This window comes from Streptomyces sp. NPDC107454, assembly GCF_055582885.1.
Genome location: NZ_JBVJPA010000013.1, coordinates 239,207 through 258,933 on the forward strand (window position 1 = coordinate 239,207; position 19,727 = coordinate 258,933).

Consider the following 19,727-nt stretch of genomic DNA (forward strand, 5'->3'; position numbering starts at 1 on the left):
CTACGACTTGACCTGGCCTTCCTTCAGCGACAGCTGGTCGAGGAGGACGTTGCAGCTGTCGCCGTCCCCGCAGGAGATGGTGATCGTGTTGGTGCCCTTGGTGAGGGTGGGATACGCGTAGGTCTTCGTCCAGCCCTTCGCGAAGTCACCGTCGGCGGCGTGCGCGAAGTTGTCCATGCGCAGCTTGGAGCCGAACACCTTGCCGTTGACGGTGAGCGTCATGGATCCGTCGGCACCGGCCGCGCTGTAGCGGGCGAAGAGGGTGTACGCACCGTCCTTGGGGATGCCGTTGACGGTCCAGGTGACCTGGGCTCCGGCAGCGTTGAGGCCGGTCACGTACGTGCCGCCGTCGGACTTGGCGCCCGCGACGTCCGACGCCGTCGAGACGCCCGTCCCCAGGTTCAGCGCCTTCGCGTCGATCTTCGGAAGCTCACCGGCGGCCGCCGACTGCGGGGCCGACGCGCTCGGGGAGGCGCTCTCGGAGGTCGACGGCGTCGAGCCGCCCGTCGTGACCTTGCTGCTGTCGTTCCCGTTGCCGTTCATCATGGCGACGCCGATGCCGATGACGACGGCGGCGACCACGGCGATGGCGCCGATCAGCAGACCCTTGGTGTTCGGTCCCCGGCCACGACCGCCGCCGCCTCCGGACGACTGCCGGCCGGTCGGGGCCCCGCCGGGGACCGTCTCGGGCGCCGCGTAGTGCGCGTTCGGCTGGCCGTAGGCGCCCTGCTGCGGCACCTGGCCGTACGGTGCGGTCGGGGCGGTCTGCTGGCCGTACTGCGCGGTCGGAGCCTGCTGGCCGTAACCGGGCTGCTGCTGTCCGTACTGGCGCTCGCCGACCGCCCGCACCCGGTTGACCGAGCCGGGGTAGCCGTAGCCGCCGCCTCCGCTGGGCGGAGTGGCGCCGTTGGCCTGACCGTCGGCGTACAGATAGCCGAACGGGTCGTCGTCCTCGGGCGTGCTCGCGCCGTTGTTGCCGGGCGTCATCCCTTGGTCTCCTCAACAGGTGCGGTTCAGATGCGGTACATGGATGAATGGCGAGCCTACCCGCTCCCAGGGGGCCAAACGGGTGGGCTTCACCGCATCAACCCACTGACCTGTGACTTATCCGGCACGCCGATGCTGTTTGGGACGAGACCGTTTCTCGACGTACATCCGTTCGTCGGCGGATTTCAAGACCTCGTCCGCCGTCATGCCACAGTGTGCCCACCCGATGCCGAAGCTGGCGCCTACCCGGACGGCCCGGCCGTCCACACGGATCGGCGGGATGATCGCGTTCCGCAGCCGTACGGCGAGGTCAGCGGCGTCGGCCCGGCCGAGCCCGTCGGCGAGCACCACGAACTCGTCGCCGCCGAGCCTGGCCACCGTATCGCCGTCCCGGACACCGTTGGTCAGGCGTCTGGCGACCTCGATGAGCACCGCGTCGCCCGCGTTGTGCCCGAAGCGGTCGTTGATCGACTTGAAGCCGTCGAGGTCGCAGAAGAGCACCGCGAGCCCCTTGGTGCCGTCGTCCGTCTCACCCTCGGGCGCGATGGTGTGCACATGGTGGTCGAAGGCTTCGTACGCGTCGAAGTCCTGCCCGAGGTCGAACCCGTGCCCGCTCCCGTTGCCCGCGGCGCCCGCGCCGCCGCCGAGGTGGTTGTCGTAGGAGTTGTGCTCGGCCGCCTGGTCCGCGAACGGACCGTGCCCGTACGCCGCGTCCAGCGACTCGACCGCGCCCGGCTGAAGGGCCCCGGGGCGCCGGCAGAGGCGGGAGCCGAGACGGGAGCGCAGCTCGGCCGAGTTCGGCAGGCCGGTGAGCGAGTCGTGCGAGGCGCGGTGGGCGAGCTGGAGTTCGCGGCGCTTGCGTTCCTCTATGTCCTCGACGTGCGTGAGCAGGAAGCGGGGGCCGTCGGCGGCGTCCGCGACCACGGAGTTGCGCAGCGAGACCCAGACGTAGGTGCCGTCGCGGCGGCCGAGTCTGAGCTCGGCGCGCCCGCCCTCGGCGGACGTCCGGAGCAGGGTGCCGATGTCCTCGGGGTGCACGAGGTCGGAGAAGGAGTAGCGGCGCATCGCGGAGGCGGGCCGGCCCAGGAGGCGGCACAGGGCGTCGTTGGTGCGCAGGATGCGGCCGTGCTGGTCGCCGCCCATCTCGGCTATGGCCATGCCCGAGGGGGCGTACTCGAAGGCCTGCCGGAAGCTCTCCTCGCTGGCGCGCAGGGCCTGCTGCTCCCGCTCGAGGCGGACCAGGGCGCGCTGCATATTGGCTCGTAGACGCGCGTTGCTGATCGCGATGGCGGCCTGGAAGGCGTACATCTGGAGCGCCTCGCGTCCCCACGCGCCGGGGCGCCGCCCGTTGCGCGGCCGGTCCACGGACAGGACGCCGATCAGCTCACCGCAGCTGGCGCCGGAGATTCCCGGGGTGTACATGGGGGCGAAGAGGCGGTCGGAGGGGTGCCACTCGTCCTCGAAGCGCGGCGCGGGCCCGTCGGTGTACCACTGCGGTACGTCGTCGTCGTCGAGGACCCAGCCCTCGGTGTGCGGAATGAAGCGCAGATCGCCCCAGGCCTCGCCCATGTTCAGCCGGCGGTCCCAGGAGGCGCGGGATCCGACCCGGCCGGTGATCAGCGCTTCGGCGGCGGAGTTGCCGGCGAGCGCGGCGACCACGAGGTCGCCGTCGGGGCGTACGAGATTGACACACGCCAGCTCGTAGCCGAGGCCCGTGACCACGCCGTCGGCGACGGTCTGCAGCGTGTCCGCCAGGCTCCGCGCGGTGTTCATGTCCGCCATCACCTGATGGAGCTGCCGCAGGGTCGCAAGACGGACATAGGGCTCCGACTCGGTCTCCATTCGCCCTCCCCTCGAGACCTCGCAGCAACTCCAGGGTTGTCTTCGGCGTACCTGGTTCTCTTACGGTTCTCTCGCGTACTACTTGGTAGCTTCGTGCATAGCTTCCACGCCACTGAATCACAGCGCGCTGCCCACTCGGTACACAGGGTCAACAAAATATGGCTCCTGTGACTCAAGTCACAGCGGAAGATGAGCAATTGAGTGGGGTTTCTGTATTTCCCCGTGTGTTTACTGAACGCTTATTTGGACGCTGTGTAGACACTGTGCGCAGTTGTGTCCGTCCCGAGACCTAGACCCGGCTTAGGACCAGACCTAGGACCCGGCTCGGGCCGAGGTCCGATGTGGCTCCCCGAGGTCGGAGACTAGCGTTTCGGCGTGCTGAACACTCCCTCTGCCGCTCCACTCACCCCCTCCGTGCATGCTGAGGGGGTGAGCAACGACGAGTTCCGTGCCGCCATGTCCCGGCTGGCCGCGGGTGTGGTCCTGGTGGCCGCACACGAGCCCGCGCTGGACCCGGAAGGCCCCGGCGGCGAGGACGTCGGCATGACGGCGACGGCCTTCCTGTCCGTCTCCCTGGACCCGCCACTGGTCATGGTCAGCCTGCGCGAGGGCTCCCGCATGGACGACCTGCTCGACGAACAGCCCCTGTGGGCCGTCTCCGTGCTCTCCGAGAGCCAGCGCCACATCGCGGGCCGCTTCGCCATGAAGGGCCGCATCAGCGACCGCCTGCTGTTCGAGGACATCCCGTACGTCCGTGGCGAGGCGTCCGGGGCGCTCCTGGTCGGCGGCGCCCTGGCGACCCTGGAGTGCCGCACCGAACAGCGGGTCGCCGCCGGTGACCACACCCTCGTCATCGGGCGGGTGCTGACCGCGTCGGTACCGAGCGGGGACGGCGGACCGCTGCTGCACTTCAAGGGGCGCTACCGGCAGTTGGGCTGACGCCCTTTCGTCGCGGGCCGGGGGCTACCGGTCGAGGACGGTGACGTCCAGCCCGGCCAGCCGCTCCGGGTCGTTGAGGATGTCGATGACGGCGATCCTGCCCTGCACGACCGTGAAGGCGAGGACACCGACGGGGCGTCCCTCCACGACCACGACCACACCCGCGGCGCCGTTGACGAGCGCGGGCCGCGCGATCCGGGCCAGGTGCGCGTACCCGCTCGCTCCCGAGGCCACGGCAATGGCACCGGTCGTCACTCCGCCCTCGCTCCGCGCCACCACGTCCGGGTCGAGCACGGCGACGAGCGCGTCGAAGTCGCCCTCCCGCGCCGCTGCGAGGAACGCGTCCACGACCGCCCGCTGCCGCGCCAGGTCGGGATCGGGCACGGGCGCCCCGCCCTGGACCCTGCGCCGGGCCCGGCTGGCGAGCTGACGGGACGCCGCCGACGTACGGCCCACGAGGGGCGCTATCTCCTCGAAGGGCACCGCGAACAGGTCGTGCAGCACGAACGCGAGCCGTTCGGCGGGCGTCAGCGTCTCCAGTACGACCAACAGGGCGAGGCCCACCGAGTCGGCGAGCAGCACCTCCTGTTCGGGGTCGATGCCCGAGACAGGGCTGAGCACCGGCTCCGGCATCCGGACACCGGGCCCCTCCACCAGGGGGCCGAGCGGCTCCTCACCGCGACTGCGGCGGGAGCGCAGCATGTCGAGACAGACCCGGCCGACGACGGTCGTCAGCCAGCCGCCGAGGTTGTCGACCCTGCCTGCGTCGACGCGGCTGAGCTTGAGCCAGGCCTCCTGGACGGCGTCGTCGGCCTCCGAGAGGGAGCCGAGCATGCGATAGGCGACGGCGCGGAGGTGACCACGGTGGGATTCGAATCGCGCGGCGAGAAATTCGTTCGCGTTCGCGCCGTCCTTCGCGTTCTCGGCCTTCTTCGCGTTCGCGTTCTTCGCATTCTTGTCGTCATTCCCGTTCTCTCCGGGAAATTCGCTGTCGCTCATACGTCACATCTCCTGGTCGCCGCCGCGGTCCGGCACGGGCGTGCCCGTCATCGCATTGACGGACCGCGGCCTGCTGATGTGACGTCACGTCTCCGGGACAGCGCTCAGTCGCAGTCGGCTGCCGTCCCCGGAGCGCTCCACTTCGACCTCGTTCACGGAATCGTCCGCGAAGCGGAGGGTGAAGTACGGACTGGCCTCGATCAGGAACTGCATGTCCTCACGCGCGCCACTGTCCAGCGGCGCGGAGACGACGGCGTCCCACGCACGGGCGTCGGGCACGGCGGCCTGCCGCAACCGGACGGGGATCCGCGCCAGGCAGGTCGATCGATTGGCCCACCACTCGAGGTGCGCCCTGTCCTCGTATCCGTCCATTCCATGAGATTAGCGACAACTCGGCACAAAGGCCTGTCACCTCGGACTCACGCAGTGGCCGACACGCCCACGGAAGACTCGCGGGTGCCGTGGGTGCCGCTAACCCCAGTCGCGTCCGGAGCGGCCCCGCTTGGTGTCGGAGCGCTGCTTCTTCTCGCGCAGGCGCCGCTCGTTGATCCCCCGGGGGATGCGGGTGGCCCGGCGGGGCTTGGGCGGTGGCGCGGTGGCCTCGGCGAGCAGGGAGGCGAGCCGTACGGCCGCGGTCTCCCGGTTGCGCCACTGCGACCGGTGTTCGGACGCACGGACGCCGATGACGCCGTCGACGAGCCGCCCGGCGAGCCTGGCGAGGGCGCGCTCCTTCCAGACCGGGGGCAGCGCCTCGGTCTTCGCGAGGTCGAACCTCAGCTCGACCTGCGAGTCACTGGTGTTGACGTGCTGTCCGCCGGGCCCGCTGGAGCGCGAGAAACGCCACAGGAGCTCGGCCTCGGGGAGGGAGACGGAGCCGCGGATGACGTAAGGACCAGGCATGGGTCCATGGTCGCGTGGATGTCCGGTCCACGTCACCCCGTTTTCGCCGCCGCGTGTCCGCCAAGAGGGTAAAGAAAGTAAAGAGGGCAGGAACCTTCGACACCCCTCTTGGCGTTGTGAGGGGTAGCTGTAGCTTCGTGCCCGTACGAAGCCCATACGTACGGGCACAGCGCACGTACGCAACGAGGGAAGGGACTCCCAACAATGGCTGTAAGCCTGTCCAAGGGTGGCAACGTCTCGCTCACCAAGGAGGCTCCGGGCCTGACCGCCGTCACCGTGGGCCTCGGCTGGGACGTCCGCACCACCACGGGCACCGACTTCGACCTCGACGCCTCGGCCATCGCGGTCAACACCCAGGGCAAGGTCTACTCCGACGCCCACTTCGTCTTCTTCAACAACAAGGCGACGCCGGACCAGACCATCGTCCACACCGGTGACAACGTCACGGGCCAGGGCGAGGGCGACGACGAGCAGATCCAGGTCAACCTCGCCGGCCTCCCGGCCGACATCGACAAGATCGTCTTCCCGGTCTCGATCTACGACGCCGAGAACCGCTCGCAGAACTTCGGCCAGGTCCGCAACGCGTTCATCCGCATCGTGAACCAGGCCGGCGGCACGGAGATCGCTCGCTACGACCTCTCCGAGGACGCCGCCACCGAGACCGCCATGGTCTTCGGCGAGCTGTACCGCAACGGCGCGGAGTGGAAGTTCCGCGCGGTCGGCCAGGGCTACGCCTCGGGCCTCGTCGGCATCGCCCAGGACTTCGGCGTCAACGTCTGATCCGTACAAGGCGGTTGAAGGAGCCCCTGACCCGGGACACCGGGCCAGGGGCTCCTCGCGTTCCCGCCGCCCGCGCCCCGCTCCCTGTCCTCATAGGGATATCCCCACGTTCCGAACAAGGTACTGAAACCTTCAAGCATTTAGCTCTAGGCTCCCGGGCGTCCCATTCACCCCCCACGGGAAACGGAGCCCCCACCTCATGTCCCACTCCCTGTCCGACTTATCGGACGAGCACTGTACGAACGACGGCGCTCCCCCCACCGTCCTGATGGACAACCAGGCACTCGACGACTTCCTCACCGCCGCGGTCACCGAGTACCAGCTCATCACCCCCCGAACCCCCCTCCCCTGCTTCGCCCTCCTCCTGGGCAACGCCGGCCGGGGCACCCTCCGCGTCGAACGCGTCGCCTTCGGCCGCAACGCCCGCACCTCGGACCCGGCCGCCCGCCTCGAGTTCAGCGAGACGATCGTGCCCCGCTTCGGACCGGCCTACGAGAACGAGCACCGCGCCTGGTGGATCGACTCCCGGGACCTCCTCAAGGCCTCCAGGGAAGCGGACGCCCTGGGCCTGGAACTGCTGGGTTCCATCCACATGCACCCCGACTGGCACCGCATAGGGCCGCCGCAGGAACGCGCCGTCGTTCTCAGCGAGCGCCCCACCCCCATGGACCGCCACGTCTTCGGGCAGACGGCCTGGCCGATCAACATCATCTGCTACCTGGAGCGCCGGGCCGACGCGTTCTACCACGCGCTCGCGGCCTGGGCTCCGCCCCCGGCCGAACATCTCGACCGTGACTGCACCGAACTCCCCCTGCGCGTCCGTACGAGCACCGCGGTAGGTGTCTGACGTCATGACGACCGCCGAAACGCACGCGATCCACGCCCTGTGGAAAACGATGGCCCGCGCCTGGGCATCGGCCGACGCCGCGCTCTTCGCCTCCGTCTTCTCCCCGGACTGCGACTTCACCACCGTGCGGGGGGACAAGCCACCGGGCCGGGCGGGCATCGCGGCCGGCCACGACCGCCTGTTCCGCACGCAGTACGCCTCGACGCGGCTGGACGCGAGGATCGTCGCGGTCCGTCACCTGCGTCCCGGCCTGGCGACGGTCGAGGCCGAGTCGACGATCCTCACCGCCGCGGGCGCGCCCCTGGCGAAGACACACGCCTTGGCGGTGGCGGAGCGGACCGCCACCGGGGACTGGCACCTCACCGTGTTCCACAACATGATCCCGGCGATCCCGAAGGAGACAGCCGCCGTGCCGCAGCCCACCGAGTCCGAACAGGCCCGTCCCAAGCTCCGCCACCTGGCGATCGTCGCCAAGGACCCGGAGAAACTGGCCGCCTTCTACACCTCGGTCTTCTCGATGGAGCTCTTCCACCGGGACCCCGACGGCAGTTGCTTCCTCTCCGACGGCTACCTCTCCCTGGCCCTCATCAAGCACCGCCTCGACGGTGACACCCCGCTCGGCATGAACCACTTCGGCTTCCACGTCCCCGACACGGAAGCCACCTCGGCGGCCCTGGCCGAAGCGGGCGCGGACAAGCCCGCTGAGCGCTTCACCAACCGCCCCTTCGCCGAGTACCGGGCCATGGACCCGGAGGGCAACTGGTTCGACCTCTCCGCACACGGCTTCGGCGGCCCCCGCCCCCCGTCCACCCCTGACGAGACCTGACCACCCCCGCTCCTCCCCACCCGTGCCCGGCCACCACCGGGCACGGGCCCGGTGCTGCTCGCGCGGAGCGCGGGGCGGCTCGTCGGGGTCGCGATCACCCTCGCGCACCACCCCGACCCCACCGGGACCTGAGTCACGGCCGGGGCGGCTTGCCCTCCCCGTACAGCCAGTCCTTCCAGATGCCGCTGAAGTCCTTGTCCGGGGCCTTCTTCTCGACGTAGGCCGTGAAGTCGGCCGTGGAGGCGTTGGCGTGGCGGTGGGTGGCGGCCCAGCCCTGGATGATGTCGTAGAACGTGTCGTCGCCGACGGTCCGGCGGATCTTGTGCAGGACCATCGCGCCACGTTCGTAGACGGGCGGGTCGGAGATGTGGGCCGCGCTGGAGGGCTTGGCGGGCGGGAAGGCCCAGATCGCCTTGTTCTTCTCGGGGGTGTCGTAGTAGTCGCCCCGGTAGAGGGAGTTGAAGATCTCGTCGGCGGTCTCGCCGTCGTGGTCCTCCTGGTACAGCCACTCCGCGTACGTGGCGAAGCCCTCGTTGAGCCACATGTCCTGCCAGGACTTGGGCGTGACGGAGTCGCCGTACCACTGGTGGGCCAGTTCGTGGACGAGGGTGCCGGTGTCCGGGGCACCGGGGAAGACGGGGCGGTTCTGGGTCTCCAGGGCGTAGCCCGCGTCGTCGCCGCCGTCCACGATCGCGCCCGTCGAGGAGAAGGGGTACGGGCCGAAGTTGTACGCCTCCCAGTCCATGATCTCGGGGATCTCGGACAGCACCTTCTTCGCGGCCGCGGTCTGCGTCGGGTCCACCGCCACATACACGGGCAGGCCGTTCTTCGTCGTCGAGCGCGTGATGACGTACCGGCCGATCGCGACCGTGGCGACATAGCTCGCCATCGGTTCGGCGGTGTGCCAGGTGAAGGTTCTGCGGCCGTCGGCCGCCGTCGTCTCGCTCGTCAACTCGCCGTTGGAGACCACCTGCAGGCCCTTCGGGACGGTGACGGCGATGTCGTACGTCGCCTTGTCGGACGGGTGGTGGTTGCCGGGGAACCAGGCCATCGAGCCGGTGGGTTCACCGAGGGCGAGAGCACCGTCGGCGGTGGGCAGCCAGCCCTCCTGCGAGTCGTCCTGGTCGGTGAGCGTCTCGGGGGTGCCCGAGTAGCGGACCGTCGCGCGGAACGTCTCGCCCTGGTCGAGGTCGTCGTGCGGACGCACGGTCAGCTCCTGGCCCGCCCGGTTCCAGCGGGCCTCCTTGCCCTCGACGGTGACGGCGGCGACGTCCAGGCCCTTCAGGTCCAGGTCGAAGGCGCTGAGGTTCTGGGTGGCCCGGGCGGTGATCTCGGCGGTGCCGTCGAGATGGCGCGCCTTGGGGTCGTAGGAGAGGGTCAGGGCGTAGTGCGTGACGTCGTAGCCACCGTTGCCCAGCTTCGGGAAGTACGGATCCCGGACTCCGGTGGCACCCGGCTTGCCGTGCACACCGCCGCCGCACGCCGTGAGGGTCAGCGTGAGAGCGAGGGCGAGAGCCGCGGCCGGAGCAAAGCGGACGACGTCGGAAGATCGGGGCACACCAGCGATCCTACGAGGCCCCGGCAACCCCACCCGGGCCCATGACACCATCACCTACGTGCTCGACATCGGCTACGCCCTCTCCAACCGCTTCCCCGACCCCCCGCAGACCGACTACCGCCGCGCGGACGTCCACGCGCTGCGGCACGACCTGTTCTGCGGTGACGTCTATCTCGCCGACACCAAGGCGGACCGGGAGCTGTCCACAGCCTGGGGATGGGTGCCGGTGCTCGACTTCGCGTGGGCCCTGTGCGACATCGTGGAGCAGCTCGACCGGGACCCGCGCGGCAGCCGGGCCTCGCGCCCCCAGCACGCGGAGCTCGACTTCACCGAGTCGACGGACCGCATGCTCTTCGAGCGGCGCTTCGGCTGGGTGGACATCGAGGCCGACTGGATGCCGCGCGACGAGGAGCCGCTGACCTTCTCCCACTCCGCACTGCGCCGCGAGGCCCGCGACTTCCTGCACGACCTGATCGCCGACCTCACGGACCTGCACGACGACCTCGCCGAGAACCCGGCGATCTGGACCCTCCAGGCCCGCTTCCCCCGAGTGGGCTGAGACCCCCGTACCCCCCACTCGGCCCCGGCTCATCACGCTCCCGGTCCCGGCCCCCCGTCCACCCGCACGCCCAGCGCCGCGGCGAACACCGGCGCCAGGTCGAGCAGCTGGCTCGGACTGATCACCGCCCCCGCCAGCCGGTCCACGCCCCGCGCGATGTCCAGCTCCGCCGCGTGGCGCAGGTCCACGTCCGTCAGGGTGGCCGCGGTGAGGTCCGCCCCCTTCAGGACGCAGTCCACGAACTCCACGCGCTCCAGCCGGGCGGCCCCGAAATCCGGCTCGACCAGCACGCATCCCTCGAAGACGACGTCCTTGAGCCGGGCCTTGCGCAGGTTCAGATAGTCGATCTTGCCGCCGCGGATCAGGACCCGCTCCAGCACCGCCCCGTGCAGCTGCACCCCGCCCAGGCGGGCGTCCACCAACTCGACGTCGCGCCAGGTCGACTCGGCGAGATCGGTGCCCACGCCCCGTATGCCCGTCAGGACCGAGTCCAGCAGCCGCGCGTGGTGCAGTCGCGTCTCGTCCAGCGCGCACCCCGTCAGGGCGCAGTCCATGAAGGTCGCTCCTCCGCCGTCCTGCCCGACGAAGTCCGCCTCCCGGAACTCCAGCCCGTCATAGTCCCCGTCCGGCTCCAGCTCGGCGCCGTCATGGGGTTCCAGCGGCGGCAGCCGCACCTCCGGCCGCCGCGCCCCCTGGCCCCGCCCGCTCGCCCTGCCCGCCGCTTTTCGCACCATGCCCCCCATCGTGCACTCCGCCACTGACAACGCCCCCGACCCGCGCCTTGACCTCAAGCGCGCTTGAGGCTGAACGCTGAGCCGCACCGCCACCGAGCGATCAAGCACGTTCCGAGCGATCAGGCACGCCTCAGCACGTCAGCGAGGGAGACCGTCATGCACGCCATCCGTCTGCACACCTTCGGCCCGGCCGAGAACCTCACGTACGAGAAGACCGAGGATCCCGAACCGGGCCCGGGGCAGGTCCGTATCGCCGTGGCCGCGGCCGGTGTCCACCTCCTGGACACCGCCCTGCGCGCGGGTGCCCGGGGCCCGGCGCCCGCCCCCACCCCGCTGCCCACGATCCCCGGCCGTGAGGTCGCCGGCACCGTCGAGTCCCTGGGCGCGGGCGTCGAGGGCCACTGGCTCGGCAGGCGCGTCGTCGCCCACCTCGGGTTCGCCCCCGGGGGCTACGCCGAACTGGCCGTCACCGGCGCCGACCGCCTGCACGCGATCCCGGAGAACCTGGACTTCGCCCAGGCCGTCGCCATGATCGGCACGGGCCGCACGACGATGGGGATCCTCCAGTTCGCCGAGCTGGGCCCCGGCTCCGTGGCCCTGATCCCCGCCGCCGCGGGCGGCATCGGCACCCTGCTCGTGCAGTACGCCCGGCACACGGGTGCCACCGTGATCGGTCTCGCGGGCGGCCCGGAGAAGGTGGCCCGAGTCCACGAGAACGGCGCCGACCTGGCCGTCGACTACAAGGACGGCGGCTGGCCGGACCGGGTCCGCGCCCATCTGGACGGGAAGCCGGTCACCGTCGTCTTCGACGGCGTCGGCGGTGATGTCGCCCGCGCCGCCGTCGGCCTCCTCGGCCCCGGCGGGAAGCACCTCGTCTTCGGCTGGTCCGGCGAGGGCATCCAGAGCGGCGGGCCACTGCTCGTGGAGGGAGTGTCCGAGCAGGTCCTCGGCCCCGTGATGCTGCGCGCGGCGGGCGGTCCCGACCCCGTCCGCACGCTGGAGCTGAGGGCTCTCGCCGAAGCCGCCGCGGGCCGCCTCACCCCGGCCGTGACCCGTTTCCCGCTGGTCGCGGCGGCCGGGGCCCACCGGGCCCTGGAGACCCGCGCCACCGTCGGAAAGGTGGTCCTGGAGCCGTGACCAGGATCAACCGTCCGGAAAGATGCGATACATACCAATTCATGGTCTTCTGGGCAAGTGAGCGCCACCCGATCAGGTGAACGCGGCACCCCTGGAATCTCCGAAGGGGCCGACTCCCGCCGCTGGTGGGGCCTCGTGATCATCGCCCTCGCGCAGCTGATGGTCGTCCTCGACGCGACCATAGTGAACATCGCGCTTCCCTCCGCACAGCGCGCCCTGGGCATGTCCGACGGCAACCGCCAGTGGGTCATCACCGCGTACACGTTGGCCTTCGGTGGCCTCCTGCTGCTCGGCGGCCGGATCGCGGACCTCGTCGGCCGCAGACGCACCTTCGTCGTCGGCCTCATCGGCTTCGCGGCCGCCTCCGCGATCGGCGGCGCGGCGGGCAACTCCGCCATGCTCTACGGCGCCCGCGCTCTCCAAGGCGCCTTCGCCGCCGTCCTGGCCCCCTCCGCGCTCAGCCTGCTGACCACCACCTTCACCCAGCCGAAGGAGCGCGGAAAGGCCTTCGCCGTCTACAGCGCCCTCGCGGGCAGCGGCTCGGCGATCGGGCTCATCATGGGCGGGCTGCTGACCGAGTACCTGAACTGGCGCTGGTGCCTGTACGTCAACATCCCCATAGCCGTCGTCGGTGTCTTCGGCGCGTTCGCGCTGCTGCCCGACCCCCCGGGCAACGCCCGCGCCCGGCTCGACATCCCCGGTGTGCTGCTCGGCTGCGGCGGACTCGTCGCGATCGTCTACGGAGTCAGCGAGGCGGAGGCGCGCGGCTGGACGGACCCGCTGGTGCTGGCCTTCCTCGCGGGCGGAATCGTGCTGCTGACCGCGTTCGTGTACTGGCAGACGAGGGCCCCGAGCCCACTGCTCCCGCTCCACATCATCAAGGACCGCACGCGCGCGGGCTGCTTCCTGACGATGGCCCTCGCCGTCATCGGCATGTTCGGCATTTTCCTGTTCATGACCTACTACCTCCAGGTCGTCCTCGGATACTCGCCCGTGTGGGCGGGCCTGGCCTTCCTGCCCATGACGGCCGCGATCGTCATCTGCACGACGCAGATCTCGGCGCGGCTGCTGCGCCGCGTGGCACCGCGCGTGCTGATGGTCCCCGGAGCGCTCCTCGCGGCCTCCGGGATGCTGTTCTTCACCCGCCTCACGGTCGACGCCGACTACGCGGGCCGGCTGCTGCCCGGTCTGATCCTGATGGGCCTCGGCATGGGACTGATCTTCATGCCGGTCTTCGCCACCGCCACCGCCGGGGTCGCCCCACAGGACTCCGGCGTGACCTCCGCGACCGTCAACACGTCACAGCAGGTGGGTGGTTCGATCGGTACGGCCCTGCTGAACACCATCGCCACCACCAGCGGCGCGGTGTACATCGCCGCGCACCTCACCAGCCCCGCCCGGAAGGCCCTGATCGTCCGCGAGGGCGTCGTGCACGGCTACACGGTCGCCATCTGGTGGGCCGCCGGAATCATGCTCCTGGCCGGTCTGGTCGCGGGCCTCATGGTCACCGCGAGGACCCCCAGACACGCGACCGCACCGGCCCCCGTGCCCGAGTCAGTCCCCTGAACCCGGCTTCCCCAGCTCCCGCAGCGCCCCGTCCGTCAGCCGGTACACCGTCCACTCGTCCTGCGGACGCGCGCCCAACGCCTCGTAGAACGCAATGGAAGGCCGGTTCCAGTTCAGGACCGACCACTCCAGACGCTCGTACCCGCGCTCGACGCAGATCCGTGCCAGCTCGGTGAGCAGCGCCTTCCCGTGCCCGCCGCCGCGCGCCCCGGGCCGGACGTAGAGGTCCTCCAGGTAGATCCCGTGCACCCCGCGCCAGGTCGAGAAGTTCAGGAACCACAGCGCGAAGCCGACCGGTTCCCCCGCCGACTCCGCGATGTGCGCGAACGCGGCCGGCCGCTCCCCGAACAGCGCCTCGTGCAGCTGCTCCCGGGATGCCTTCGCCTCGTCCGGTGCCTTCTCGTACTCGGCGAGTTCACGGACCATCGCGTGGATGACGGGGATGTCGTCGGGGGTCGCGGTGCGAATCATGGGCGCAGTTTCACACACACGTGAAACACCCCTCGCACAGGGACAGAGGTCTGCTTCGGTGGTCAGTGCCGGCCCGCGACGCGGTCGGCCATACGTGCGAGCCGCGACGACTGCGCACTGTGTGTGGTGAGTTCGCGGCGGTCGGCCGTGCGGTAGGTGGCGTACATGCCCTGCACGCCCAGCCAGCGAAACGGCTCCGGCTCCCATTTGCGGACCTTGTGGTCGACCCACGGGAGGGCGGTCAGGTCGGTCGGGCCCGCCTGGCCCGAGTCCTGCTGGATCAGGTCCCGCAGGGTACGCGCGGCGAGATTCGTCGTCGCGACGCCGGATCCGACGTAGCCGCCCGCCCAGCCGAGGCCGGTGGAGCGGTCCAGGGTGACGGTGGCGCACCAGTCGCGGGGGACGCCCAGGACGCCCGACCAGGCGTGCGCGACCCGTACGCCGGCCAGGGAGGGGAAGAAGCGGACCAGGATCTCGTGGAGGGCGTCGATGGTCGCCTGCTGGGTGCGGCCGTCGTTGTCGGTGCGCGAGCCGAAGCGGTAGGGGACGCCCCGGCCGCCGAGCGCGATGCGGTCGTCGGCGGTGCGCTGGGCGTACATGTAGGCGTGCGCCATGTCGCCGAGCGTCTCGCGACCCTCCCAGCCGATCGTCGCCCACTGCTCCGGGGTCAGCCGCTCGGTCGCGATCATGGAGGAATTCATGGGCAGCCAGGTGCGCTTCTGGCCCTTCAGGGAGGCCGTGAAGCCCTCCGTGCAACGCAGGACGTAGGGGGCGCGCACAGTGCCGTACGGCGTCACCGCGTGCTTCGGGCGGATCTCCGTGACCGGCGTCTTCTCGTGGATCGTGACGCCGAGTGCCTCGGCGGCCGCCGCCAGCCCCTTGATGAGCTTCACCGGGTGCAGACGCGCCCCGTGCGGGGTCCAGGCCGAGCCGACCGCGTCCGCGACCCGGACGCGCTCGACGGTCTCCCGGGCGCCGTAGAGCTCGCGGTCCTTCTCACCGTAGGAGAGCTCGTGCTCGTGGAAGGCCTTCAGGCGGGCCAGCTGGGCGGGCGTGTAGGCCACTTCCAGGACGCCGCCCTGGTGGACGTCCGCCTCGATGCCCTCTTCGGCGGTGACCCGGACGACCTCGTCGACCGTCTCGTTCATCGCCTTCTGGAGACGGACCGCCGCCTCGTGGCCGTGCAGCTTGGCGTACCGGTCGCGGCCCGCGATGCCGTTGTAGAGCCAGCCGCCGTTGCGCCCGGAGGCGCCGTAGCCGCAGAACTTCTGCTCCAGGACGGTGACGCGCAGGAAGGGGGCCGCCTTCTTGAGGTAGTACGCGGTCCACAGGCCCGTGTAGCCGCCGCCGACGATCACGACGTCGGCGGTCGCGTCGCCCGGCAGGGGCTCGCGGGGCTCGGGCAGACCGTCGTCCGCGTACCAGAAGGAGATGCCGCCGTTGGCCGTGCCGCTTCCTGTGCTGCTGCTCATGGGCGGGACGTTAACCCCTGAGGGTGGCCAGTGTCTCCTTCGGATTCCATGCTTTTCCGCGGCCTCTGACCAGCGGATAGCAGCAGAGACCTATCAGGATCGATATGAAATGCCCGAAATCGGTGAAGGTGCGGCCGGTGATCAGCGGCAGGCCGTAGACCGCGAGGATGACCGCCAGATAGAGGTACCGCCACGGCACCGCGACGCGGTACGTGAGGACCCCTATGACGCCCGCCAGCGCGTAGCTCACCCCGATGTCCAGGGTGTCGACCGCCGAGTGCGGCGCCGCCCCGCGCCGGATCGCACCCAGCAGCGCACCCTCACTGATCAGCGTCGCCAGGACGTGCGCGGCCACCACGACCGCCAGCCAGCGCAGGGTGCCCAGCCAGCGCTCCGCCTGGGCGTGGAAAACGGTGAACAGGGCGGCGTACGGCAGCCAGAGACCGCCGTCGATCCACATCGCACTGGTGATCAGCACCCGTACCGGGCTGTCCGACAGCTCGTGGATGTTCGTGGACCGCTGGCGCAGGAAGTCCTCTTCGAAATCCGGAGTCATGTGGTGCAGAGCCACCGTGGTGACGAAGAGGATCACCAGCCACACATAGGTGCCGGGGGCACTGCGGAGGTAGCTCCCGGCGCGCTGCAGGGCCCCGTCAACGCTCATGAGCCGCCTCTCCGCCGCACGTAGGCTCGGCTCCGTGATCGACGTTCCGGCGGGTCTGGCCGCCTCGCAGGCCACATACAACGGAGCGGCGGGGCGCGCCTTCGTCGCCGGGCTGCCCGAGCGGGCCGCGCACTTCCTGGAGCGCTGGGGGCTGCGCCTCGACGGCCCCTCCATGCACGGTGTCACGGCGCTGGTCCTGCCGGTGCTGCGGGCCGACGGCACCCCCGCCGTGCTCAAGCTCCAGCTCCTGGACGAGGAGAGCGCGGGTGAGCCGACCGCCCTGCGTGTCTGGGACGGCGGCGCGGCCGTACGCCTCCTCGCGCACGACGAGGCCACCTGCACGCTGCTGCTCGAACGGCTCGACCACACCCGCATGTTGACGCACCTCCCCGACACACGCGAGGCCGCCCTGGTCGTCGCGCGGCTGCTGGCCCGGCTGACGGCCGTGCCGGCGCCGGAGGGGATGCGGCGGCTCGGTGACATCGCGGAGGCCATGCTGGAGCGGGTGCCGGGGGCCCTGAAACTGATCGCGGACCCGGCCGAACGTCATCTCGTCGAGGACTGCGCGGCGGCGGTGCGCGAGGTGGCGACCGAGCCGGGTGACCGTCTCCTCCACTGGGACCTCCACTACGACAACGTCCTCCAGGACCTCCGGGGCCTCCAGGACCCCGACGCCATCCAGGACGGGGGCGCCCGCTCCGCCGGCCGCGGGCCCTGGGTCGCCATTGACCCCAAGCCGCTCGCGGGCGACCCCGGCTTCGACCTCTGCCCGGCGCTCGGCAACCGCTTCGAGCCCGCCGAGATCCACTGGCGCTTCGACGCGATGACCGACGTCCTGGGCCTGGATCGCGAGCGGGCCCGTGCCTGGACCCTCGGTCGTGTCCTACAGAACACTCTGTGGGAAATCGAGGACGGCCGCCCGCTGGAGGCGGTCCAGCTGGAGATCGCGCGGCGGCTGCGGGACACCCCGCGCGGAGCCTAGGAGATCGCCCCTCAGGCCCCGTTCGCGAGGGCGCGCCCCAGTGCCAGCGGATCGGCCTGCCCGTTCAGTTCGCCGTGCAGGGCCATCGCCAGTTCCGGGCGGCCCAGCAGTCCGTCTCCCGCCGGGTCCCCGGCGGCCCGCGCGGCGAGGCCGAGCCCCACCCAGGTCTCAGGGTCGCCCTCGCCGCGGCCGATGCGCGCACGGAACGCGCTCAGAGCCTCGGCGCTACGGCCTTCCACCAGGGCGATGTCCTCGCGGCGCGCGCCGGCGACGACCGCGCCGGGGTCGTCCCGCAGCGCCGCGAAGCCCGCGGGGTCCGCCAGCAGCCATCGCAGCAGCACCGCCCGGGTGTCGATGCCCCGCGCCGGACTGCCCGGGACAGGCACGGGCACGGGCTCGTCCGTGGCCCTGGGCAGCGGGTTTCCGTCGGCCCAGGCCGACGCGTGGGCGCGGAGGGTCCCCGGCGCGGGCCGTAGGTGGCAGGCGCGCCAGGTGGCACGGTGGTCGGCGACCGCCAGGGCCGCCGCGGCCCGGACCCGGGCGTCGACCGGCTCGTCGAGCCAGGGCTCGATGCGCCGCGTCAGCTCGGCCACCAGCCGCCGCCCCAGATCGTTGAGCCCGTCCGCCGAACCGACGGCGCGCAGCGCGTACGCGGTCTGGCTGCGCCACAGCGCGAACTCGAACTGTCCGAGGGCGTGGCCGCGCCGCCGCCAGAACGCGGTGACGCCGAAGAAGGCGTACACGCCCTGGAGCAGCCCGCCCAGGGGACGGGGGTCGTCGCGCCAGGGGGCGTAGTGCAGCCGGGTGCCCTGGTCGTCGTACAGGGTGAACAGGTGCATGAACGCGCTGAGCTTGTTGTGCTGGAACTCGTGCACCAGCGTCGAGGCGAACTGCTCGGCGTCGTCCGGGGCCGATGCCAGGGCGGTGCCGAAGGCGTCGCCCGAGGACGCGCTGTGCGGCCGGAACCTCTCGGCGCGCGGCCGGGGCACCACCGACACCAGTCCGCCGGCCAGCGCCTCGGCCACCTCGGTGTCGGTGCGCCGCAGGATGTCCCAGGCGGGGCCGAACAGTTCCTGCCACTCGGCGGTGGAGTCGATCGGTTCCACCCCGGCCGGTCCGCGCAGGTCGCGGTAGGGGTCGGTGTCGTCCAGGAGCAGGGTGCAGCCGTCGGCGCGCAGTTCGGTCAGGGCATGCCAGTCCGGCCCTCCGAGGAGGCGCCCGGCGATCCGCACGGATCCCGCGGAGGCGCTGACCTCGGCCACGTCCCAGTCCGCCCGGCCGGGCACCCGCATCGCCCCGAGCGCGGGCAGGACCACCCAGCCGTGGCGGACCGGGACGTCGGTACGGAACTCCAGGCCGACGCGGACGGCCGCGGTGGCGGCGATCGCGTGGAGGTGCCCGGTGTCCGCCCAGAGGGGTGCGTCGTCCTGGGCCGTCCCGCGCAGCCGGCGCAGCGTGTGCGCCGCCCACACGCCCACGGCCGGATACGTCAGCAGGTCTTCCACCGCCTCCTTGGACAGGGCCCAGGCGCGCGACAGCAACTTCCAGCCGTCCGCCAAGGGGGGCAGGGGGCCGGCCGGTGCCGTCGCGGCCGAGTCCAGCAGGGCCCGGACGACGAGCAGCCGCCAGCTCCGCTCGCTCACCCGCAGACGGTCCACCGTCGCGAGGCCACCCCCACCGCACAGCAGTTCGTCGAACGACTGCGACGGCAGAACGTGGGGCAGGGCCTGCGACAAGGCGTGGGGCAGGGCAGGGGACCGAACCGTCTGGTGCACCTCTCGCACCTCTCGCGCCGCTACGCGTCGCGCTGCGGGTTGTAGCCGCCGAGGCTGCTCGCCGGGTCGTCGATACGGCTGAGCAGCCGGCGCATGGAGCCCTGCGCGGACGGCAGGTCCAACTGGGGCCACGCGTCGAGCGGAACGTCGCTGAGGTCGATCAGCTCGGACTCGACTCCGGACTTCTCCATGGCGGCGCCCCTGTGACAGTGAAGTGATGCGATCAATGCCTTACATATCACTGAATATGACGTTTCCAGGGATTTCAGGCTACTTGGGTGACCCTATTGCATCAAAGTCGTCCCGCAGGGCCACAGCGTGGAATCGGCCCGGATCGGGTGACGGAAGGGCGGTGGGAGTACGGGCGGTGGGGGTAGGGACTGGATGTGATTGAACTCGCTGAACTGATCGAGGAGTTGCGCAGGGAACTGACCGCGGCCCGGACGGCCGCGGAGGGGGAGGATCTGTACTTCGAGGTGGGTCCGGTGGAGCTGGAGGCGGCCGTGGTCGTGGAGCGGTCGGCGACGGCGGGCGGCAAGATCCGCTTCTGGGTGGTGGAGGCCGGCGCGGACGGCCGGGTGGCGGACAGCGTCACGCACCGGGTGAAGCTGACGCTCGACCCGCGCACCCACAGCGGCGGCGGACGGGCCCCGTGGGTGGGCGGCGCCGAGGCCGAACGAGAGCGCTGA

General features: G+C 71.0%; 21 protein-coding genes. 9 read left to right on the plus strand and 12 right to left on the minus strand.

All coding sequences use genetic code 11. The annotated features are described in order from the left end of the window. Together ACZ69M_RS32110 and cdgB are read right to left on the minus strand one after the other, a co-directional pair. Window positions 1-987: a carbohydrate-binding protein gene (locus ACZ69M_RS32110; RefSeq protein ID WP_470055326.1), complete on the minus strand. Its 987-nt coding sequence runs from the start codon at window positions 985-987 to the stop codon at window positions 1-3. Between the two features lie 117 nt (window positions 988-1,104). Then, window positions 1,105-2,829, minus strand: a complete 1,725-nt coding sequence (gene cdgB / locus ACZ69M_RS32115; RefSeq protein ID WP_470055328.1) for a diguanylate cyclase CdgB — start codon at window positions 2,827-2,829, stop codon at window positions 1,105-1,107. A 429-nt stretch (window positions 2,830-3,258) separates the two neighbouring features. On the opposite strand from cdgB, the gene ACZ69M_RS32120 reads away from it, so the two are divergent. Next, window positions 3,259-3,768: a flavin reductase family protein gene (locus ACZ69M_RS32120; RefSeq protein WP_352044066.1), complete on the plus strand. Its 510-nt coding sequence runs from the start codon at window positions 3,259-3,261 to the stop codon at window positions 3,766-3,768. Between the two features lie 24 nt (window positions 3,769-3,792). On the opposite strand, the gene ACZ69M_RS32125 is transcribed toward ACZ69M_RS32120, so the two are convergent. The 3 genes from ACZ69M_RS32125 to arfB all read right to left on the minus strand — a co-directional run bounded on the left by ACZ69M_RS32125 (window position 3,793) and on the right by arfB (window position 5,667). Continuing rightward, window positions 3,793-4,767 (minus strand): sigma-70 family RNA polymerase sigma factor, encoded by a 975-nt coding sequence (locus ACZ69M_RS32125; protein WP_470055330.1) that lies wholly within the window; start codon window positions 4,765-4,767, stop codon window positions 3,793-3,795. An 84-nt stretch (window positions 4,768-4,851) separates the two neighbouring features. Further along, window positions 4,852-5,139 (minus strand): hypothetical protein, encoded by a 288-nt coding sequence (locus ACZ69M_RS32130; RefSeq protein WP_067371743.1) that lies wholly within the window; start codon window positions 5,137-5,139, stop codon window positions 4,852-4,854. Between the two features lie 99 nt (window positions 5,140-5,238). Further along, window positions 5,239-5,667 (minus strand): alternative ribosome rescue aminoacyl-tRNA hydrolase ArfB, encoded by a 429-nt coding sequence (gene arfB, locus ACZ69M_RS32135; RefSeq protein ID WP_060898768.1) that lies wholly within the window; start codon window positions 5,665-5,667, stop codon window positions 5,239-5,241. 204 nt (window positions 5,668-5,871) lie between these two features. On the opposite strand from arfB, the gene ACZ69M_RS32140 reads away from it, so the two are divergent. The 3 genes from ACZ69M_RS32140 (at window position 5,872) to ACZ69M_RS32150 (ending at window position 8,120) form a co-directional block, all read left to right on the plus strand. After that, window positions 5,872-6,447: a TerD family protein gene (locus tag ACZ69M_RS32140; RefSeq protein WP_403689483.1), complete on the plus strand. Its 576-nt coding sequence runs from the start codon at window positions 5,872-5,874 to the stop codon at window positions 6,445-6,447. Window positions 6,448-6,646: 199 nt separating this feature from the next. After that, a complete protein-coding gene (locus ACZ69M_RS32145; RefSeq protein ID WP_470055333.1) occupies window positions 6,647-7,294 on the plus strand; it encodes an MPN domain-containing protein in 648 nt (215 codons plus the stop codon). A 4-nt stretch (window positions 7,295-7,298) separates the two neighbouring features. After that, on the plus strand, window positions 7,299-8,120 hold the full coding sequence (locus tag ACZ69M_RS32150; RefSeq protein WP_470055335.1) for an SgcJ/EcaC family oxidoreductase: 822 nt from the start codon (window positions 7,299-7,301) through the stop codon (window positions 8,118-8,120). Between the two features lie 133 nt (window positions 8,121-8,253). Here ACZ69M_RS32150 and ACZ69M_RS32155 read toward each other — a convergent pair whose 3' ends face one another. Continuing rightward, complete coding sequence (locus tag ACZ69M_RS32155; RefSeq protein WP_470055337.1) at window positions 8,254-9,678, minus strand: M1 family metallopeptidase; 1,425 nt, start codon at window positions 9,676-9,678, stop codon at window positions 8,254-8,256. Between the two features lie 58 nt (window positions 9,679-9,736). On the opposite strand from ACZ69M_RS32155, the gene ACZ69M_RS32160 reads away from it, so the two are divergent. Beyond that, a complete protein-coding gene (locus ACZ69M_RS32160) occupies window positions 9,737-10,237 on the plus strand; it encodes a hypothetical protein (protein WP_054232473.1) in 501 nt (166 codons plus the stop codon). Window positions 10,238-10,269: 32 nt separating this feature from the next. On the opposite strand, the gene ACZ69M_RS32165 is transcribed toward ACZ69M_RS32160, so the two are convergent. Next, window positions 10,270-10,971, minus strand: a complete 702-nt coding sequence (locus ACZ69M_RS32165) for a pentapeptide repeat-containing protein (RefSeq protein WP_470055339.1) — start codon at window positions 10,969-10,971, stop codon at window positions 10,270-10,272. 156 nt (window positions 10,972-11,127) lie between these two features. Here ACZ69M_RS32165 and ACZ69M_RS32170 point away from each other — a divergent pair, with 156 nt between their 5' ends. Both ACZ69M_RS32170 and ACZ69M_RS32175 read left to right on the plus strand, forming a co-directional pair. Further along, complete coding sequence (locus ACZ69M_RS32170) at window positions 11,128-12,108, plus strand: zinc-binding dehydrogenase (protein ID WP_470055341.1); 981 nt, start codon at window positions 11,128-11,130, stop codon at window positions 12,106-12,108. Window positions 12,109-12,165: 57 nt separating this feature from the next. Further along, window positions 12,166-13,674, plus strand: a complete 1,509-nt coding sequence (locus ACZ69M_RS32175; RefSeq protein ID WP_470055343.1) for an MFS transporter — start codon at window positions 12,166-12,168, stop codon at window positions 13,672-13,674. On the opposite strand, the gene ACZ69M_RS32180 is transcribed toward ACZ69M_RS32175, so the two are convergent. The 3 genes from ACZ69M_RS32180 to ACZ69M_RS32190 form a co-directional block, all read right to left on the minus strand. Further along, window positions 13,663-14,145: a GNAT family N-acetyltransferase gene (locus ACZ69M_RS32180; RefSeq protein ID WP_470055345.1), complete on the minus strand. Its 483-nt coding sequence runs from the start codon at window positions 14,143-14,145 to the stop codon at window positions 13,663-13,665. The genes ACZ69M_RS32175 and ACZ69M_RS32180 overlap by 12 nt on opposite strands. A gap of 62 nt (window positions 14,146-14,207) precedes the next feature. Next, on the minus strand, window positions 14,208-15,617 hold the full coding sequence (locus ACZ69M_RS32185) for an NAD(P)/FAD-dependent oxidoreductase (RefSeq protein ID WP_470055347.1): 1,410 nt from the start codon (window positions 15,615-15,617) through the stop codon (window positions 14,208-14,210). Between the two features lie 10 nt (window positions 15,618-15,627). Continuing rightward, the gene (locus tag ACZ69M_RS32190) at window positions 15,628-16,281 is read right to left on the minus strand and encodes a rhomboid-like protein (protein ID WP_470055349.1); all 654 of its coding nucleotides are present in this window, start codon (window positions 16,279-16,281) and stop codon (window positions 15,628-15,630) included. Between ACZ69M_RS32190 and ACZ69M_RS32195 the strand changes: the two genes are divergently transcribed. Then, entirely contained in the window at window positions 16,280-17,263 is a 984-nt protein-coding gene (locus ACZ69M_RS32195; RefSeq protein WP_470055351.1) for an aminoglycoside phosphotransferase family protein, read from the plus strand. The two genes, ACZ69M_RS32190 and ACZ69M_RS32195, sit on opposite strands and share 2 nt — an antisense overlap. 11 nt (window positions 17,264-17,274) lie before the next feature. Here ACZ69M_RS32195 and ACZ69M_RS32200 read toward each other — a convergent pair whose 3' ends face one another. Both ACZ69M_RS32200 and ACZ69M_RS32205 read right to left on the minus strand, forming a co-directional pair. Then, window positions 17,275-19,038 carry an HEXXH motif domain-containing protein gene (locus tag ACZ69M_RS32200; protein ID WP_470055353.1) on the minus strand — a complete coding sequence of 588 codons (1,764 nt, stop codon included), beginning with the start codon at window positions 19,036-19,038 and terminating at the stop codon, window positions 17,275-17,277. A gap of 20 nt (window positions 19,039-19,058) precedes the next feature. Then, window positions 19,059-19,229, minus strand: a complete 171-nt coding sequence (locus ACZ69M_RS32205) for a hypothetical protein (RefSeq protein WP_159055261.1) — start codon at window positions 19,227-19,229, stop codon at window positions 19,059-19,061. 195 nt (window positions 19,230-19,424) lie between these two features. Here ACZ69M_RS32205 and ACZ69M_RS32210 point away from each other — a divergent pair, with 195 nt between their 5' ends. Continuing rightward, window positions 19,425-19,727 carry a trypco2 family protein gene (locus ACZ69M_RS32210; protein WP_054232450.1) on the plus strand — a complete coding sequence of 101 codons (303 nt, stop codon included), beginning with the start codon at window positions 19,425-19,427 and terminating at the stop codon, window positions 19,725-19,727.

What these genes read in the sequence shown, in the direction of transcription:
- arfB (WP_060898768.1), bottom strand. Translation starts at nt 5,667, where the DNA reads ATGCCTGGTCCTTACGTCATCCGCGGCTCCGTCTCCCTCCCCGAGGCC.
- ACZ69M_RS32185 (WP_470055347.1), bottom strand. Translation starts at nt 15,617, where the DNA reads ATGAGCAGCAGCACAGGAAGCGGCACGGCCAACGGCGGCATCTCCTTC.
- cdgB (WP_470055328.1), bottom strand. Translation starts at nt 2,829, where the DNA reads ATGGAGACCGAGTCGGAGCCCTATGTCCGTCTTGCGACCCTGCGGCAG.
- ACZ69M_RS32110 (WP_470055326.1), bottom strand. Translation starts at nt 987, where the DNA reads ATGACGCCCGGCAACAACGGCGCGAGCACGCCCGAGGACGACGACCCG.
- ACZ69M_RS32140 (WP_403689483.1), top strand. Translation starts at nt 5,872, where the DNA reads ATGGCTGTAAGCCTGTCCAAGGGTGGCAACGTCTCGCTCACCAAGGAG.
- ACZ69M_RS32150 (WP_470055335.1), top strand. Translation starts at nt 7,299, where the DNA reads ATGACGACCGCCGAAACGCACGCGATCCACGCCCTGTGGAAAACGATG.
- ACZ69M_RS32190 (WP_470055349.1), bottom strand. Translation starts at nt 16,281, where the DNA reads ATGAGCGTTGACGGGGCCCTGCAGCGCGCCGGGAGCTACCTCCGCAGT.
- ACZ69M_RS32170 (WP_470055341.1), top strand. Translation starts at nt 11,128, where the DNA reads ATGCACGCCATCCGTCTGCACACCTTCGGCCCGGCCGAGAACCTCACG.
- ACZ69M_RS32165 (WP_470055339.1), bottom strand. Translation starts at nt 10,971, where the DNA reads ATGGTGCGAAAAGCGGCGGGCAGGGCGAGCGGGCGGGGCCAGGGGGCG.
- ACZ69M_RS32125 (WP_470055330.1), bottom strand. Translation starts at nt 4,767, where the DNA reads ATGAGCGACAGCGAATTTCCCGGAGAGAACGGGAATGACGACAAGAAT.
- ACZ69M_RS32180 (WP_470055345.1), bottom strand. Translation starts at nt 14,145, where the DNA reads ATGATTCGCACCGCGACCCCCGACGACATCCCCGTCATCCACGCGATG.
- ACZ69M_RS32130 (WP_067371743.1), bottom strand. Translation starts at nt 5,139, where the DNA reads ATGGACGGATACGAGGACAGGGCGCACCTCGAGTGGTGGGCCAATCGA.
- ACZ69M_RS32205 (WP_159055261.1), bottom strand. Translation starts at nt 19,229, where the DNA reads ATGGAGAAGTCCGGAGTCGAGTCCGAGCTGATCGACCTCAGCGACGTT.
- ACZ69M_RS32145 (WP_470055333.1), top strand. Translation starts at nt 6,647, where the DNA reads ATGTCCCACTCCCTGTCCGACTTATCGGACGAGCACTGTACGAACGAC.
- ACZ69M_RS32195 (WP_470055351.1), top strand. Translation starts at nt 16,280, where the DNA reads ATGAGCCGCCTCTCCGCCGCACGTAGGCTCGGCTCCGTGATCGACGTT.